At 65.8% G+C, this 17,282-nt stretch carries 14 protein-coding genes and 1 pseudogene; 2 read left to right on the top strand and 13 right to left on the bottom strand.

All coding sequences use genetic code 11. The annotated features are described in order from the left end of the window. Nucleotides 1-534, bottom strand: a 534-nt coding sequence (locus ACTHNZ_RS24465) for an alpha/beta hydrolase (protein WP_440545176.1), incomplete at its 3' end; no start/stop codon positions are given. Nucleotides 535-664: 130 nt separating this feature from the next. Between ACTHNZ_RS24465 and ACTHNZ_RS24460 the strand changes: the two genes are divergently transcribed. Both ACTHNZ_RS24460 and ACTHNZ_RS24455 read left to right on the top strand, forming a co-directional pair. Further along, nucleotides 665-1,141 carry an Lrp/AsnC family transcriptional regulator gene (locus tag ACTHNZ_RS24460; RefSeq protein WP_440545175.1) on the top strand — a complete coding sequence of 159 codons (477 nt, stop codon included), beginning with the start codon at nt 665-667 and terminating at the stop codon, nt 1,139-1,141. 165 nt (nt 1,142-1,306) lie between these two features. After that, nucleotides 1,307-1,465: pseudogene (locus tag ACTHNZ_RS24455) on the top strand (ABC transporter substrate-binding protein); the annotation flags it as partial. Nucleotides 1,466-1,470: 5 nt separating this feature from the next. Here ACTHNZ_RS24455 and ACTHNZ_RS24450 read toward each other — a convergent pair. The 12 genes from ACTHNZ_RS24450 to ACTHNZ_RS24395 form a co-directional block, all read right to left on the bottom strand. Then, the gene (locus tag ACTHNZ_RS24450) at nt 1,471-2,589 is read right to left on the bottom strand and encodes an ATP-binding protein (protein ID WP_440545174.1); all 1,119 of its coding nucleotides are present in this window, start codon (nt 2,587-2,589) and stop codon (nt 1,471-1,473) included. 236 nt (nt 2,590-2,825) lie between these two features. Continuing rightward, on the bottom strand, nt 2,826-4,043 hold the full coding sequence (locus ACTHNZ_RS24445) for an ABC transporter substrate-binding protein (protein WP_440545173.1): 1,218 nt from the start codon (nt 4,041-4,043) through the stop codon (nt 2,826-2,828). A gap of 66 nt (nt 4,044-4,109) precedes the next feature. Next, the gene (locus tag ACTHNZ_RS24440; protein ID WP_440545172.1) at nt 4,110-7,778 is read right to left on the bottom strand and encodes a molybdopterin cofactor-binding domain-containing protein; all 3,669 of its coding nucleotides are present in this window, start codon (nt 7,776-7,778) and stop codon (nt 4,110-4,112) included. After that, entirely contained in the window at nt 7,775-8,353 is a 579-nt protein-coding gene (locus tag ACTHNZ_RS24435) for a (2Fe-2S)-binding protein (protein WP_440545171.1), read from the bottom strand. The genes ACTHNZ_RS24440 and ACTHNZ_RS24435 overlap by 4 nt, the downstream gene beginning before the upstream one ends. Before the next feature lie 66 nt (nt 8,354-8,419). Next, nucleotides 8,420-9,619: an amidohydrolase family protein gene (locus tag ACTHNZ_RS24430; RefSeq protein ID WP_440545170.1), complete on the bottom strand. Its 1,200-nt coding sequence runs from the start codon at nt 9,617-9,619 to the stop codon at nt 8,420-8,422. 66 nt (nt 9,620-9,685) lie between these two features. Further along, the gene (locus ACTHNZ_RS24425; RefSeq protein ID WP_440545179.1) at nt 9,686-10,423 is read right to left on the bottom strand and encodes an ABC transporter ATP-binding protein; all 738 of its coding nucleotides are present in this window, start codon (nt 10,421-10,423) and stop codon (nt 9,686-9,688) included. Between the two features lie 5 nt (nt 10,424-10,428). Further along, nucleotides 10,429-11,250 carry an ABC transporter ATP-binding protein gene (locus ACTHNZ_RS24420; RefSeq protein WP_440545169.1) on the bottom strand — a complete coding sequence of 274 codons (822 nt, stop codon included), beginning with the start codon at nt 11,248-11,250 and terminating at the stop codon, nt 10,429-10,431. Further along, the gene (locus tag ACTHNZ_RS24415; RefSeq protein ID WP_440545168.1) at nt 11,247-13,214 is read right to left on the bottom strand and encodes an ABC transporter permease; all 1,968 of its coding nucleotides are present in this window, start codon (nt 13,212-13,214) and stop codon (nt 11,247-11,249) included. The genes ACTHNZ_RS24420 and ACTHNZ_RS24415 overlap by 4 nt, the downstream gene beginning before the upstream one ends. A 76-nt stretch (nt 13,215-13,290) precedes the next feature. Further along, nucleotides 13,291-13,875 carry an amino acid synthesis family protein gene (locus ACTHNZ_RS24410; protein ID WP_440545167.1) on the bottom strand — a complete coding sequence of 195 codons (585 nt, stop codon included), beginning with the start codon at nt 13,873-13,875 and terminating at the stop codon, nt 13,291-13,293. Between the two features lie 84 nt (nt 13,876-13,959). After that, nucleotides 13,960-14,550, bottom strand: a complete 591-nt coding sequence (locus ACTHNZ_RS24405; protein ID WP_440545166.1) for an amino acid synthesis family protein — start codon at nt 14,548-14,550, stop codon at nt 13,960-13,962. Further along, the gene (locus tag ACTHNZ_RS24400) at nt 14,526-15,509 is read right to left on the bottom strand and encodes a UPF0280 family protein (RefSeq protein ID WP_440545165.1); all 984 of its coding nucleotides are present in this window, start codon (nt 15,507-15,509) and stop codon (nt 14,526-14,528) included. Before ACTHNZ_RS24400 ends, ACTHNZ_RS24405 begins: the two co-directional genes overlap by 25 nt. 4 nt (nt 15,510-15,513) lie before the next feature. Further along, entirely contained in the window at nt 15,514-17,148 is a 1,635-nt protein-coding gene (locus ACTHNZ_RS24395) for a 6-hydroxynicotinate reductase (RefSeq protein ID WP_440545178.1), read from the bottom strand. Nucleotides 17,149-17,282: the final 134 nt, after the last annotated feature.

The raw sequence follows: 17,282 nt of genomic DNA, 5'->3' as shown, positions 1-17,282 counted from the left end.
CAACAGGACCAAGCCTCGGACAATGTCTCGCGTGACTGGATTCGTGCGCAGACGCAGCGCCGACATCGCGGCCAGATGGGCGCCAGCGGAGCTGCCGGCGACGATGATCCTCGTCGGATCGATCTGAAGACGGTCGGAATTCCGGTGCAGCCAGCTGATCGCATTGACGCACTGTTCCACGATGTCGCGAACGGCACTGTGCGGAGCCAACTCGTATCCAACAGCACAGTACGCGACGCCATTCGAATGAATGCCCGGCGCAGCGAACGCTGAATCGTCCTTTGAAAGCTCCTGCCAGTACCCCCCATGAATGAAGAGCACGACAGGCGCATGGGGAACGGACGCGGGGAAAAAGTCGAGACGATGGGCGGCCCGCTCGCCGTACCGCAGGTCGGGAAGCAGCCGCATGGTCGACCGCGCATCAAGACTGCGCGCCCGGTACTGATCCATGAAGGCCTGGTATCGACCACCCGTCTTTGAACTCGGACTGTACTCCCGCTCAAGCTCCGCAGGAGCGAGAAGCTGCCAGGACATTCGGTTTCTCCGTTGCTTTACGTGTGAACATCTTACGCAGAGATACCCGATAAAACTTGTCCGTTTTCTCGCACTATTGGCTAGTTGTTGATAAAATTTAACTCATTCAAGCATATCTTGGTTAAAATTTATGGAACCCCTCACCGCAACGGATCGTATTCTTCTCGAAGCAGTCCAGCGAGACAGTCGAACCACAACGACTGAACTCGGCGCGCTCGTCAATCTCTCTCACTCGCCGGTCTGGCGACGGTTGAAAAAGTTTGAAGAGGACGGGTTGATTCAGGGCTACCATGCGAGCCTGAATCGCCGGATGCTCGGGTACGACGTTCTTGCCTTCGTGTCGATCAGGGTAGACAAGCACGACGAGGAGACGGCCATCCGCTTTGGGGCGGCTGTGCAGGCCACCCCGGAGATTGTGCTGTGTCATGCCACGTCGGGGCCGGACGACTTTGTTCTTATCGTGCTCTCGAAGTCGCTCGACCACTACGCGTCTGTGCTAACGCAGAAACTACGAAATCTTCCTGGCGTAGCTGGCCTTCATAGCAGCTTTTCTCTCATGCAAATCAAGGACCAGACGTCGCTACATTTTGACCTTCGGGATCGCTAGCCGCCGGTACACCGCCAGGGACGACTCTCGACGTGATTCCGACACCTGTATGCGGCCGGATCACAGTCGCACGGACTGCTCATGAACATCGATCAGTCATTACCGCTTTTACGCCAAAGGGCAAGCTGCGCGCCCCGATCAACCTCGGCAACCCGATTCTGGCGGGTCATTCGCCAAACGATGGGTGCGCCGAAGAGCCGGGACGACGCAGCGGCGGCCGTGCTTTCTCGGTTTGTCGAAGAAATGAAAGTATCGGGATTCGTTGCCGAGGCATTGGAACGTCATGGGATTCCCGGCGCCACCGTTGCGCCGGCCATGTATTGAGCGAACTAGGCATCGTTAAGGCCCAGCGCGGCCGCCAGGCCACGAGAATCGCGCCATGCCGTCTTGACGAACGGATCGGTCACGTCGTATTTCCCCTTGCCTACCGACATCACCAGGTTTGCATCCGTGAGCGCCAGAAGCGCGTTCTGTACCGCGCTCTGCGACACGGGCGTACCGATCTCCGCCGCTAACGCTTTGACGGTCTGGGCGGCGTAAAGCCCGCCCGCGGGGGCGTCGCTCTGGCAGATCCGGTTGAACACGGCTACGGCCAGGTCGCCTAGTCCCTCGGCCCGGTTGATCTCGATATCGGCGGCGGACTGGCGCAGCGCCTGTACGATGATGGGCAGTTGCGCGTCCGGCTCGAGATGCGCAGGGCTGTCACGCAGCGCGATCAGGGCCTTGAGCAGTTCCTCCGGCCGGCTGCCCAGTTGCTCGAACGCGTTGACCGCCGCCGGCAATGTGGGCGAACGGCCGGCCAACTGCTTCCTCGTCTGATCCAGCACATAGGCAACGTATTCTTCGCCCAGCAAGGGGAACGGCTGGGAAAATGCGCCCTGGAAGGCCTGGTTGCCGCGGATGACCATCTCCTGCACTTGCGCACGGTGCGACCCGGTACCGATGATGCACAGTCGCCCCGGCATGTCCGGGCGTAGATTCACCGCGTCCCGGGCGGCCTTCAGCGCAAGCAGCAGGTCATTGCCGGAGGTGCTGCCCATCGCATGCTGGATCTCGTCAATGATGAGCACGACATCCGTGCGTGTCTTCTCGACCAGTTCAGTGAACACCTGAGCCAACGTCGGGCCGGCAGGCTTGCCCATCTGATCGAGCTTGAACCCGAATTTGAAGCCCGCGCCGGCGACGTCAAGCTGAGAGACACGCTTGAGCTGCCGAGCGATTCGCCCGAACAGATCCGACGCCGGCGTTTGCAGTGCTTTGATGGTCTGCTGGACCGCGCCTGTCACGACATCCGCAGGGTTGGCCTGGACCTGGCTCCATAGGTCGGTGTAGACGACGATCGCGCCCTGGCTCTGCAGCGCCGGGATCAAATCCTGTCGCACGAAGGTGGTCTTGCCGATTCGACGCGGTCCCGACAGGAAGACGCCCGCCTGGAGCGGCGTTTCCATCAAGCCATGAGGACGGAGTATCTGCCGGGCCATCTCTTCGGCCAGCGCTGTGCGATGGTAGGACACGACGGATTAGTCACAATTATTTGTCCGGGATAATTATCCCACGCAAATAACTCCGAGTAAAGCCGCCGCACCGAGACCCGCCCCCCTGTCCAAGCCCCACCCGCGACGGCCCGGTTGGGGAGCATGCCGACGCCGCTGTCCAGCAGCGAACAGGCCGCCCCCTTCCCCCCTCAATCCGCCGGACGCATCTTCGCGACTTCGGCGTCGGACGGCTGCACGCTCGCACCGTCCACGTAGCGGAACGACGTCATGACGCCCTTGCCGTCCTTCAGACCCGTCACGCCGACGTATGCCCCCATCGTCGACTGATTGTCTTGCGGGCGGTACATGATCGGCCCGAACGGCGTGTCGACCTTGAGCCCCTTGAATGCGGCAGCGAGCTTGTCGGGATCGGTCGATCCGGCCTTCTTGATGCCGTCCGCGAGCGACATCATCGCCGAATAGCCCACCACCGAACCGAGGCGCGGATAGTCGTGGTACTTCGCCTCATACGCGGCGACGAACTTCTTGTTCGCCTCGGTATTGATCGCGTACCACGGGTAGCCCGTCACGATCCAGCCCGTCGGCGCTTCGGCGCCGAGCGGATCGAGATAGTCCGGCTCGCCCGTCAGCAGCGACACCACCGACACGTTCTTGAACAGGCCGCGCGTGTTTCCTTCCCGGACGAATTTGCCGAGGTCGGCAGCGAACAGCACGTTGAAGATCGCGTCGGGCTTCGCATCCGCGATCGCTTGCGTCACCGCACCGGCATCGATGCGGCCGAGCGGCGTTGCCTGCTCGGTGACGAACTCGACGTCGGGTTGCGCTGCCTTCATCAGCTTCTTGAACGTCGCCACCGCGGACTGACCATATTCGTAGTTCGGATAGACGAGCGCCCAGCGCTTCTTGTGCAGCTTCGCGGCTTCCGGCACCAGCATCGCCACCTGCATATAGGTGGACGGCCGCAAACGATACGTGTACTTGTTGCCGTCTTGCCAGACGATCTTGTCCGTGAGCGGTTCCGCGGCAAGGTAGAACACGTGTTTTTGCTTCGCGAAGTCGGTCACCGCAAGGCCGGTGTTCGACAAAAACCCGCCGAAGAGCAATTGCACCTGCTCGCCCGAGACGAGTTCCTGCGCGGCGCGAACGGCATCGCCCGGATTCGCGTTATCGTCGCGCGAGACCACTTCCAACTGCTTGCCGAGCACCCCGCCGGCCGCATTGACCTGCTCGAGTGCAAGGTTCCAGCCGTTCTTGTACGGCCCGAGAAACCCGGGCTGCGCCTTGTAGCTGTTGATCTCCCCGATCTTGATGGTCTGCTGCGCAAACGCGCCGACGGCGGCCGCCGACAACGTGAGCGAGACGGCCAGTTGGGTCAGACAGGACTTCCACCCTGCGCGCGTGGTCATGTGTTTCTCCTTGTCAGTAGTCAGTAAACAGCCTTACATCCTTGCAGACTTACATCCTTGCGCCGCTCATTCCGGCGCCCCTTCGGTACGGATTCGCGCAACCGTCGCCTCGACGTTCCGCCAGGCCGGCGCGCCGCCCGCATAGCGCTGCCGCATGAAACGCACGAGATCGGCGATCTGCCGGTCGTCGAAACTGTCGCGCCAGCCCGGCATCGTACCGAGTTCCGGGCGCGAAGGCGCGGCAATGCCATCGAGAATCACTCGAATCAAGTTGTCCGGGACAGCACTATGCAAGTTCGTATTCAAAGTGAGCGAAGGATGCGCACCGAAGAGCTGCGGCCCGTCGCCCGTATGATGGCAAGCTGCGCATGCGCCGTCGAAGAGACGCGCACCCGGACTGTCGAGCGCAATCTTGCCGTTCGCCGCCGTCTCGTACTCGCGCGCGAGATCCTGCGCATAGCTCGGTGAGCGCGCATTCGCCGGCAACGGGTTCAGTGACGCGAGATAATGCGCCATTGCGCGGATGTCGGAATCGGGCAGCGCCGCCAGTTCGCCGACGACGGGCGCCATCGGCCCCGCCGCAACGCCATGCAGCGGCGCATGACCGTACCGCAAATAGCTGAAGAATTCGTTCTCGGTCCACGGCACCGGTGCGCGCGAGAGCGTCGTCAGCGCAGGCGCTTCCCAGCCATCCACCGTGCCGCCGCCGAGGAACGCAAGGCCACCCCGCTGCGCGCCCAACGCGTTGCGCGGGGAATGACATTCCGCGCAGTGGCCGAGCCCGTTGACTAGATAGGCGCCGCGATTCCATTGGACGCTTTGCGCGGGCTGCGCGGCGAACGCGGTGCGTGCGAGGAACATCGCGTTCCAGCCGGCCATCAGGGCCCGCGCGCTGAACGGAAAGGCGAGCTTCGTCTGCGCGTTGTGCGTGCGAACGGGCGCCTGCGACATCAGGTAAGCGTAAAGCGCGCGCAAATCGTCGTCAGAGACGTTCTGGAACGACGTATAGGGAAACGCCGGATACAGATGCCGGCCGTCGCGATGGATGCCCTGCCTCATCGCGCGCACGAACGCTTCGAACGACCAATTGCCGATACCCGTCCGCTCATCGGGCGTGATATTCGTGCTGTACACGGTCCCGAACGGCGTATCGAGCGGCCGGCCGCCGGCATTCGGCACGCCGTTGCGCGCGGTATGACAGACGGCGCAGTCGCCGAGCGAGGCAAGCAGCTTGCCGCGAGCGACGAGCTCCGGAGCGAACGAACTCGCGAGCGGCGGCGGGATCGGAGCAATCGGCGCGGGCGCGAAGGCAAGCGCGCCGAGCCATCCGGCCGCGCCCGCGGCCAACGCGCCGAACAAGCCCAAGCCAAAACGCTTTTTCCAGTGGGCGCGGCGTGCGGTGCGTTCGGCATCGGCCGCTTCCCTCGCGGCGTTATCGGCGCCGTCGTCCGCGAGCGCCGCGCGGATCGTTTCCGGCGTGAACGGCGGACGGCGAAAGCGCACGCCCGTGGCATCGTAAAGCGCATTCGCGATCGCGGCCGCGCCGGGCAGTGAAGCCGACTCGCCCGTACCCATCGGCGGTTCGCCGTGACGCGGCATCATCACGACCTCGATCACCGGCACTTCGCGGAACGTCAGAATCGGATACGCGCCCCACTCGCGGCTCGTCACTTCGTGGCCGCCGAACGAGACCTGCTCCTTCAGCGCGCGGCTCGTCGCCTGAATCACGTTGCCGTGAATCTGGTGCCGCACGCCGTCCGGATTCACCATCATGCCGGTATCCTGGCCGACCACCACGCGCGTCACCGCGAGCTCGCCGCTCTTGCGATTCACCTCGATGTCCGCGACCCATGCCGACCACGCCGCGCCGAAGCCCGGAAAGCGGCTGTGTACGTAGCGCGCATAGGCGATGCCGCGGCCTCGCGCGACGTCGGGATCGCCGCCCTCCTGCGGCGCCAACGTGAACGCGGGCGGGCGCGGCGCCCAGCCCGCACGTTCGGCCGTCGCCTTCACGAGATCGATGGCGCGCGGGTCGCTCAGATGCCGCAGCCGGAACGCAACCGGATCTTCGCCCGCCTCGGCGGCCAGCTCGTCGATGAACGATTCGTGCGCGAACGTATTGGGCAACGCCGATACACCGCGCAACCACGACGCGCGCACGATCGGCGGCGTGTCGTCACAGACGATTCGCATCGCCTCGTAATCGTAGGGCGGCACCGCGGTGCGATCGCCCATCTCGAACACTTGCGGCGTTGGATCGATCGCGCCGGTCAGCAGCAGCGCGAGCGTCGGCGCATCGTTCGAAGGATAGCGCGTCGCGAAGTCATAGGCGGCCAGCGTGCCGTCGTCGGCCAGCGCGCCGCGCACGTCCATCAATTGCGCGGCGCCCTTCGGCTCCCACGCATGCTCGTCCGCGCGCGAGAGCTGCACGCGCACCGGAAAGCCCGTCGCGCGCGACAGCAGCGCCGCATCCGCCGCGACGTCGTCCGCGCAATTGCGGCCATAACAGCCCGAGGCCTCCATCCGAACGATCTCGATCTTCGTTTCGTCGAGGCCGAGCAGCAACGCGAGGTCCGCGCGCAGCGAATGCGGATTCTGCGTGCCGGACCAGATCTTCACGGTATCGCCGGCATAGTGAGCGACTGCGCACGAGGGACCGATCGACGCATGCAGTTGATAGGGCCAAACGTAAGTGCGCTCGAGCGTACGGTTCGCCGCGAGCGCTGCATCGGTATTGCCGCGGTTGACGAGTTCGCGCCGCGTAGCGGGATTCGCACGCAGGGCAGCCTCGACCTCGTGCGTATCGCCGAGCCTCGGCAGCCCTTCGACCGCTTTCCAGCGCACGTTCAACTGCTGCGCGGCTTGCTCGGCGATCTCCTCGCGCTCCGCAACCACACCGACGAAATCGCGGATGACGACGACTTCGACGCCCCCGGGCAGATCGGCGACCGAGCGCTCGTCGACGTCCAACAGACTGTTGCCGATGAAACCGCCCTGCGCAACGCCCGCATAGGGGGGCCGTACGACTCTGCCATGGCGCATCCCGGACACCCTGACATCGTGCACGAACGTCAATTCGCCGGTCGCCTTCGCCGGAATATCGACGCGCGGCACGCCCTTGCCGACGATCCGGTAGGCGTCGGGCGATTTCAGCGGCGCATCGGCCGCGAGCGTGAGTTCGATGCGCCGCCCCGCCACCAGCTCCCGGTAGGGGATTCCCGCCGATGGGTCGCCGTCGCGCGGATGCACGATGCCGTCGCGCACGCTCAGCGTCTCGGCATCGACGCCCAGCCGGACAGCGGCCTCGCCCACCAGGTACTGCCGCGCCTGCGCTGCGGCCTGCCGCAGCGGCACAGCCGAAATCTGAATCGTCGCACTCGCGATCGTCGGCCCCTGGTTCGGCGCGTCGCGCGTATGACCGAGCACCATCGAGACGCTTTCGAGCGGCACGTCGAGCTCTTCGGCGACGATCTGCGCGAGCGCCGTCTGAATGCCCGTGCCGAGATCGACGTGACCGTTGTATGCAGTCACGCCGCCATCGTCATGCACCGCGACGAACGGCTCCGCTTCGGTCGGTGCGTAGGTCGAGCGCGAGCCCGGCTGCCCGATCGCGGGCTTCACGAGCGGTGGCGGCGGACGGCTCACGATCAGCACGCCTGTCGCCACGGCAAGCTGTTCGCGCGACATGCCCCGCGCGCCTTGCCGCCCTCGTGCGCCATGAGCGGGGGCGTTCATCGCTGCGCTCCAGTCGGCGTGCGGGCCGCCGCCCCGATGTCGAGCGGCACGCGTGCCGCGTCGGCTTCGGTTCTCGCATCGGTGAGCGCAAGGGTGCTGCGCTCGCGCAACAGCTGCGCCGCGCGCTGCACCGCGCGCAAAATCTCGATATGCGTGCCGCAGCGGCACAGGTTGCGCTGCAGCTCACGGCGAATCGTCGCGAGATCGGGATCGGAATCGCGCGCGAGCAGCGCAACGGTCGTCATGATCATGCCGTTCAGGCAATAGCCGCATTGCGCGGCCTGCTCGTCGATGAATGCCTGCTGAACCGGATGCGGCGCATCGCGCGTGCCGAGGCCTTCGAGCGTGGTGATCGCGTGTCCCTGCGCAACGCGCGCAGAAGTCACGCACGAACGCGTGGGCACACCGTCGAGCAATACCGTGCACGCGCCGCATTCGCCGAGCCCGCAACCATACTTCGGGCCGTTCAGCGCAAGGTCGTTGCGCAGCAGAAACAGCAGCGGCGTGTCGGGATCGACGGCCAGTTCGTATCGGGTGCCGTTCACGTCGAGCGTCAGGGGCGCGGTGCGATTCATCGGTGCGGTCGGTGCGGTTCCGTGCGGTGCGATTCTGTGTCGTGCGATTCGCGTGTCACGGCTGGCTCAGGCAACGACCGGCACTTCGGTGGCAGGCGGCGTGTTTCGGCTGCGGCGGCACTTGATGAGGCCATCGATCATGACCATGCCGACGCCGGGAATATCGCCGAGCTGCACGCTCTCGAGCAGGTTGTTCGCCGCGGTGTGCTGCGCGCGGTCCATGAACACGAGATCCGCCGGCCGCCCCGTTTCGATCAGCCCTTGGCGCAGGTTGCGCTGCCGGGCGGTATTGCCGGTGGCGAAGCAAAATGCGATTTCGGCGGGCACGTCCGCGAGGCTCGAAATCAGCGCGATCATCCGCAAGATGCCGAGCGGCTGCACGCCGGAGCCGGCAGGGCTGTCCGTGCCGAGAATGATCCGATGCGGACACTTGAGCTCGATCGCGTGGCGTGCCGTCAGCAGTGCGATCTTTTCGTTGCCGTTGTGGACGATCTCGAGCGCTCGGCTCGATTGTTCGCATAGATCGCATACGTGCCGGTATGGCAGCGACGTGTGGCCGCCGTTGATGTGCCCGATCACGTCCGCGTCGGCTTCGAGCACGATGTCCTTGCCGATCAGGCCGGAGCCGGGAATCGAGGGGCCGCCTGTATGGATGGTGCTTTGAATGCCGTATTTGCGCGCCCATGCGACCATCTGTGCCGCTTCGTCACCGGCCTTTACGCTGCCGAGCCCGACTTCGCCGAGCAGCTTGACGCCCGCATCCGCCAGCTCTTTGAAGTCGCTCTCGACCATGCCCTTCTCGATCACCGGCGCCCCCGCGAGCACCTTCACGCCGCCGCCGACGTTCGCGGCGCGCATGGCGTCGAACGAGCGTTGCGCCGTGATCGCGAGCGCCTTCACGCCGATGACGTCCTTCGGCCGCCCGGGCAAGTGCACCTCGCCCGCGGAAATCATCGTCGTGACGCCGCCGTTCAGGTTCGATTCGATCCAGCCCATCTGATTCTGGCGCGGCGTCCAATCGCCGAACACGGGGTGCACGTGCGAATCGATGAGTCCGGGCGCCACCGCCGTTCCCTTGCAATCGATGGTCGTGCGCGCACCGCCGATGTCGCAGTCCTTTTCCTTGCCGATCGCCGTGATCACGCCGTCGTCGATGACGATCGTGTCGGCGTCGAGGATCGGTTCGTCGATGTCGCCCGACAGCAGCAAACCGATGCTCTTGACCACCACCTTGCCCGACGTGCCCGTCAACGTTTCTGCCGCCATCTGACTCTCCTTTTCCTCTGCAACCGCTGCATGAATCGTTCGCGCCGATCGCGCGCCATGCCGCCGCTAGACGCTCAGGTAAGCGCGTCGCACCGTTTCGTTCCGTGAAAGTTCGCTGATCGAACCTGAAAAACGGATCTGCCCTTTTTCCAAGACGTACGCGCGATCACTCACCAGTTCGGCGAAGTGCAGATTCTGCTCGGACAGCAGGATCGACAAACCCTCGCGCTTCAGTTCGAGAATCATGTTCGCCATCTGCTCGACGATGACGGGCGCGACGCCCTCCGACGGCTCGTCGAGCAACACGAGATACGGGTTGCCCATCAGCGTGCGCGACACGGTGAGCATCTGCTGCTCGCCCCCGCTCATCTGGCCGCCGGGCCGATCCGGCATCTCGCCGAGATTCGGGAAAAGCCGGAACAGCTTGTCGGGCGTCCATTGCGGCGCGCCGTCGCGCGGCGGCTGGCGGCCCGTGTCGAGGTTTTCCATCACGGTCAAATCGGCGAAGACGCGCCGGTCCTCGGGCACGAAACCCATCCCCATGCGCGCGATCCGGTACGGCGCTTGGCGGCTGATGTCTTCGCCACGGAACTGCACGCGGCCTTCGCGACGCGCGAGCAGTCCCATCACCGCTTTCATCGTCGTCGACTTGCCCGCACCGTTGCGGCCCATCAGCGCGACGACCTCGCCGCGCCCGACCTCGAAGCCGACGTCGAACAGAATATGCGCGCGGCCGTAGAACGCGTTCAGGCCGCTCACCTTCAATACGGACTCTCGTACCGCGCTCACCGTTGCCTCGTTCATCGCATTCATGCCCGCCCTCCCTGCGATGCGCCGTTGGTTCCGTTCGTGCCATCGCCTCCGTCGAGCACGGGGTGCGCGCGGAATGTCTTGCCCGTGCCGAAATACACTTCCTGCACGCGTGCGTCGTTGCGGATCTCGTCCGCGCTGCCCGATGCGATCAGCTTGCCGCGCGCGAGCACGATCATGCGGTCGGCGCAGCCGAACACCACGTCCATGCTGTGCTCCGTGAACAACACGCCGATGTCGCGCTCGATGGCCAAACGCCGCGTGAGGGCCATCAGCTCGTTGCGTTCCTTCGGGGCCATGCCCGCGGTCGGCTCGTCCATCAACAGCAGCCTCGGCCGGTTCGCGAGCGCGATCGCCAGCTCGACGCGCTTCACGTCGCCATAGGCGAGCACGGCACACGCGCGATGCGCGTCGGCGCTCATGCCGACCTGCTCGAGCAGCGCCATCGCCTCGTGAGCGTAGTGCGACGACGCCGGCGTCCATAGGCCGAAGAGCTTCTGCTCGCGCGAAAGCAGGGCCATCTGCACGTTTTCGAGCACGGTCATCGAATTAAACGTCGCCGCGATCTGGAACGTACGGCCCACGCCCTTGCGCCAGATCTCGCGCGGCCGCAGCCCGACGAGCTCCGCGCCGTCGAGCCGGATCGAACCGGCGGACGGACGCAACTGGCCGTTGACCATGTTGAAGCACGTCGACTTGCCCGCGCCGTTCGGGCCGAGCAGCGCCAAAAGCTCCCCCGCCGCGAGCGTGAACGACACGTCATCGACCGCCTTCAGTCCACCGAAGGTCTTCGACAATCCGGACACCGTGAGCAGGCTCATAATCCCTCCTTCGCGGCCGTGCCGGGCGCCGCCGATTGCCCGCGCACGGGTTCGTCCGCCCCTGCCCCGTTGCGGCCCGAGCGGTCGTCGAAACGATCGCCGAAGCGGTCCTGCACGAAGCCCGCGATCCCCTGAGGAAACGCGATCACGAGCACCAGGATCGCGAAGCCGAGCAACGCCTGCCAGTAGTCGGTCTGCCGCGCGACGGTGTCCTGCAGCCAGGTGAATACGGCTGCGCCGACGATCGGCCCGGCGAGCGTCTGCAGCCCGCCCAGCAGTACCATCACGAGCCCATCGATCGAGCGGCCCACGCTGATCACCTCGGGCGAGATCGTCCCCTTCGAGAAGGCATAGAGCGACCCGGCGAGCCCGCAGAACAGCGAGGCGACGACGAACGCCGCCCATTGCACGCGCTTCACGTCGATGCCGATCGCCTCCGCGCGCAGCGTCGAGTCGCGCCCCGCGCGCATCGCATAGCCGAGCGGCGAGAAGAGCATGCGGCGTAGCAGCCAGACGCCCGCCACCACGAGCACGAGCGTCGCGTAGTAATAGGCGACCGGCGATGACAACCAGTTCGCCGGCCACAATCCGAGAATGCCATTGCTCCCTCCCGTCACGTCGTCCCACTGGAACACGACCGACCAGACGATCTGCGCGAACGCGAGCGTCAACATCGCGAGGTAAACGCCCGAGAGCCGCACGCAAAACCAGCCGAACGCGAGCGCCCCCGCGAACGCGAGCAGCGGGCCGAGCAGCAGCGCAGCCTCCATCGGCAGCGACAGCACCTTCAGGAACAGCGCGGCGCCGTATGCGCCGAGCCCGAAGTACGCCGCATGCCCGAACGAATGCATGCCGCCCGGCCCCATGATGAAGTGCAGGCTGGCAGCGAACAGCACGGCGATCAGAATCTCGATCAGCAGCACCGGCATGTACGGAAAGCGGGCGGCCGCCACCGGGGCCACGGCGAGCACGACGAGGATCGCGATGGCGAGCGTCTTCAGCGATTTGCCCGCCGGACGCAACGGCATGTCGGGCGCACCGATGCTGCGCACGGCGGTGCTCGGACGGCCGAACAGACCCCACGGCCGCACGACGAGCACCACGGCCATCACGACGAACTCGGCCACGAGCGTGAAGCGCGACAACGACAAATCGATGCCGAACAGCGTCAAGTGCCCAATGCCGATGCACAGGGCCTTGATCTCCGCGATCAGCAGCGCGGCGGCGAAGGCTCCCGGAATCGAGCCCATCCCCCCGACCACGACGACGACGAATGCATTGCCGATCGTGTCGAGATCGAGCGATAGATTCGCGGACATGCGCGGCCCCTGCAGCGCGCCGCCGAGCCCCGCGAGAAAGGCGCCCACGAAAAACACACCCGTGAAGAGCCACGCTTCGTTGATGCCGAGCGCGCCGAGCATTTCGCGGTCCTGCGTCGCCGCTCGCACGAGCGTGCCCCAGCGCGTGCGCGTGAGCGCATACCAGAGCGCGAGCAGCACGAGCGGGCCGATCACGATCAGCGCGATGTCGTAGGTGGGCAACTCATGGCCGAGCAGCCGCACGGCGCCCGCCAGATGCGGCGCGCGCGGACCGAACAGATCGTCCGGCCCCCACAGCCATAACGCGCCGTCGCGCAAGATCAGCACGAGCGCGAATGTGGCAAGCAGATGGAACAACTCGGGTGCCTGATAGATACGCCGGAGCACGACGATTTCCACGAGCGCGCCGAGCACCGCGACGACGAGCGCCGCCGCGAGCACCGACAGCCAGAAGCCCCCCGTCGTCGCACCGAAGCGGCTCGTGATGCTGTATGCGACGTACAGCCCGAGCATGTAGAACGAGCCGTGTGCGAAGTTGACGATGCGCGTGACGCCGAAAATCAGCGAGAGCCCCGCCGCCACCAAAAATAGCGACGAGGCATCGGCAAGGCCGTTCACGAGTTGTACCAGCAGATTCGAAAGCATCTTGCCCCCAGCGGCTTACCGCAACACGCGTGCGCGGCCCGCCGCGGGCACTGCACGCTCGGCCCGATCGTCGCGCTCAGCGCAAACCATCTTCGCCCTTGATCTCGCCCGCCTGCAGCCCGCCGATGCGCGGCAGCGGCCGACCGCCCGCCGTCACCGCGACTGCGACGACGATCTCGTTCGCGCGCGGCGCATCGGCCACGCGCGCCTCGATCGCATCGAAGTGGCTGCGCACGAAGGCCGCATCCTTGTGTCCGAGCGGCACGTCGATGGCGGTGCCGAGCGTGCCGATCTTCTTCGCGGACGGCACGAGCGCCGCGCCCTTCTCGACCGCCGCGCGCAAAGGTGCGCCGAGCTTCGGATGCAAGATGGCCGCCGCATGCTCCAGTTCGCCGGCCTCGCCCACGATGGCCGCCTTGCCGTAGCTCTGCGCGGCGCCGGGTTCGATGCCGAGCGCTTCGACGCACTTCTTGCCGAGCAGACCACCGAGTTCCTCGCCGGCATCGATCAGCGCATCGAGCTTCGGCTCATAGCGTCCCGCATAGGGATTCTCGATCACCGCGATCGCGACCGCGCGGCGCACCGGCGGATCGACCGTCTGCCCCATCTCGATGCGCGTTTCGTCGACCTGCACGATCAGCTTGCGAAGCTTGATTGCCATCTCGCTCTCCGTTCGTCCTGTATGTACGGTATGTACCGCATTGTGCTGTTTCTCGAGCATCCTATGCGCGTGGCGCCGGCAGCGTCAGCGCAGGCCATCCTTGCCGACGATCGCCTCCTTCGCGAGGCCGCCGACGCGCGCGTGCACGCGCTGGCCGGTGCTCATCGCGAGAATGTAGACGAGTTCGTCCGCCGCGGGCGCACCGGGCACGCGCACTTCGATCGCGTCGAAGTGGCTGCGCACGTAGCTCGCGTTGACGTGCGTGAGCGGCACGTCGAGCATGGCCGAGGGCGGGCCGACCTTTTTCGTCGACGGCACGATCGCATTGGTCGGCACTCCGTGCTTCTCGAGCAGCTCGCGCATCGCATAGCCGCCCGGCACGTGCCACAGCGCGCCATGCTCGAGCTCGCCCGCCGCGCCGACGATCGCGCCTTTGCCGTAGCTTTCGATCGCGCCGTGCGGCACGGCCATCGCGGCGAGTAGCCGTTGCGCCATGTCGAGCCCGATCGGCTTCAACGCATCCATCGCATGCTGAATCTCGCGCTCGTAGCGGCCCGCGAACGGGTTGCCGAGCACCGCGGCGATGGCGCCGCGCCGTTGCGGCCGAGCCGGCGCGGGACCGAACTCATGAAAGATGTCTTCGACGTGCGTCAGCACGCGGCGGATCTCGAACACGGAACCTCCGTCAGGTCGATCGGTGCTGCATTTCGGGTGAATCGGTGATGGGCGGCGGCATCGGCAAGTTCGGCAACGCCCGCGCCAACGACGCGCACGCGCCTCTGCAGGAACAACGCCGCGCCCTCAATGATGCCAGCGTCGGAAAGACGCAGCGCTTCTTGCACACCGCGCTCGAGCGCGAAGTCGATCAGCGGCAGCGGCAGCGGTGGCACGTCGACCGTGACGAGCCGATCGCCGAGGTCGCTGTCGTCCTTCAGCGAGGATGCGCGGCGTCGAACGATACCGGGATGGCCCAAATCGACGGCGTTGGCGATCATCGTCGCGGCGGCGTCGGCGCTCGCCGCGTCGCGTGCCAGCACCGTCACGCTGTCCGCGATGCCGAGGCTGAAGCTGCGGCCGCGCCAGCCGCTCGTCGCGACGCCTCGCGCCGGCTGCTGCGCGTGCAGCGCAAGCCGCGCCTCCAGCGGCGACGCATCGCCGTCCGCCAGTTGAGCCGCGTCGAAGCGCGCGATGTCCGCGAACACGCCGATCGTATAGCGGGCATCGACCGCCGGTTGCGTCGCCAAATGAAGCGCAATGTCTCCGCCGTTGTTGACGTATGCGCGCACGATCCCTTCGCGGGCATACGCATCGATCAACTCGTCGGCAACGCTGCCTGCCACGGCCGCCATCGGCGTGATGAACCGCGCTCGATGAGCGTGGCACGCGAGCCACATGCGCCGTGCGATTGCCCCTTCGCACGGGCAATCGACGGCCCGCGCGGCTTGCGCGATCGGCGCGCGCAGCAATGGCAGTTCCCGCACGAGTTCCTCCAGCACGCCGGTAAAACGCATCCAGCACGCTTCGTGCGCCGCCCTCACCGCGTCGGGATCGCCGTCGGCATCGATGATCAGGTCGATCGGCCCATGCTGCAGATGCCAGCGGCCGTCGTCGTAGCGCGTGCGTCGAGCAGTCATCGCATCATCCGAGCATAGGCGGCGTCACGAGCGGCCACGGGTTGTCGGGATGGCGCGCGAGCAAGCGCTTGCCGAGCGGCGCGCCTTCGAGGTGAGACGGCCCGCGCGCGAGCACTTCCTCGAGCGCGCGCACCGCATCCAGATGCCCGCCCAAATCGCGATACGCATCGTAGCGCATCGTGAACTCGATCGGCGCGACGATCGCCGGCGTGGGCACCGTGCCGAACGAGCCGTCCGGCATGCGAGCGACGTCGACCATGACGGTGATGCCGCCGCCGGGCCATACGTAGGCCGGCGCGCCGCCGCAGGTGACATTGACGAGCTGCCGCTTGATCGCGCGCGTGAGCAGCACCGGATTCTCCGTCGCGCCGGCCCGGAGACTGCCTCCTGCTCCGCCGATGAACAGCACGGTTGCGAGCGACGGCTCGCAATTCTCGCCGATCCGCTCGACCGTGCTGCGCACCGCCTCGGGCATCGGTGCGACGCGAGGCACGAGATGCTCGTCGAGCACGTACCACTGTGCGTGTTCGCCCGTCGTCGACACCATCAGGATGCGCATGCCCGGACGGGCCTTGGACGCATCGAACCCCTCGACGATCGCCAGCGGGTCCTGAATGTCGGTGCCGCCCCAGCCGGTGCCCGGATTGGCAACCTGGAAATAGCGCCCCGGCGTCGACTTGCGGCCGCGAATCTTCAGGCCCGAATCCGTCATGCCGAGGCAGCGGCCGGCCTGGTGCTCCGTCAGTACGCCGGTGATGTGATCGTCGACGACAACGACTTCGTCGACGTGCCCGTACCACTGCTTCGCGAAGATGCCGATCGTGGCGGAGCCGCAGCCGACCCGCATCCGCGCTTCCTCGACGCCATCGACGATCGGCGCCGCGCCGGCTCGGATCACGAGCTTCGTGCCACCGTCGATTTCGAATTCGACGGCTTCCTTGTTGCCGAGCGCCTGCATCATGTCGCAGGTCACGCGCCCTTCTTTTTTGCTGCCGCCCGTCAGATGATGCACGCCGCCGAGGCTCAGCATTTGCGACCCGTACTCGGCCGTCGTCACGTGACCGACGATTTCGCCCTTGCAGCGCACGTTCGACTGCTCGGGCCCGAGAAAGCGATCGGTGTCGATCTTCACCTTGAAGCTGCAATAGCTGAAGATGCCCTCCGTCACGACCGTCACCATATCGACGCCGTTCGACTTCGACGACACGATGAACGGTGCGGGCTTGTAGTCAGGATAGGTCGACGAGGCGCCGACACCCGTGACGAAGGGCGGGTCGCCGGCGTCTCGGCCAGGCTCGGCGACCTCAGCGATCCCAGCGCCCTCAGCGGGCGATGACGTGTCGAACGGCTCGACCGTGCCGGAGAGTGCAGCCGTTGCCTCGGCGCGCGTCTGCCGTGAGAGAAACAAGACCGGATCGACGCGAATCAGCCGGCCATCGGCATTGGCGTAGCGATCGCACGCTCCCGTGCGGCCGGCCGATATCTGGCACAACACCGGGCAGGCATTGCATTCGATCTTGTTCGCAGCCATGCGCTCGCTGCGCGGCACGGCCTTTTCGAGCACGGTCGGCCCAGGCGTCGACGCCACGTCGTTGTCGACGCGCTCCGCACCAAAATCGACCTTCGTATGTTCCGTCATCGTGACGTCCTCTGACAACGACACCGCCGCGGGCCTGCGCCGGCCGCTCGAAATGTCCTGATTCAGGGCGTTTTCGCTCATCGGCCAGTTTGCGCTTTTTGAAAAATGTTGCGGTCACTTACCGTTCGTGTAGT

Origin of the sequence: Trinickia sp. (assembly GCF_051953955.1) — a bacterium.
GTDB lineage: Bacteria > Pseudomonadota > Gammaproteobacteria > Burkholderiales > Burkholderiaceae > Trinickia.
The sequence above is the reverse complement of the archived record's forward strand: the minus strand, read 5'-3'. Positions and strand labels throughout refer to the sequence as shown.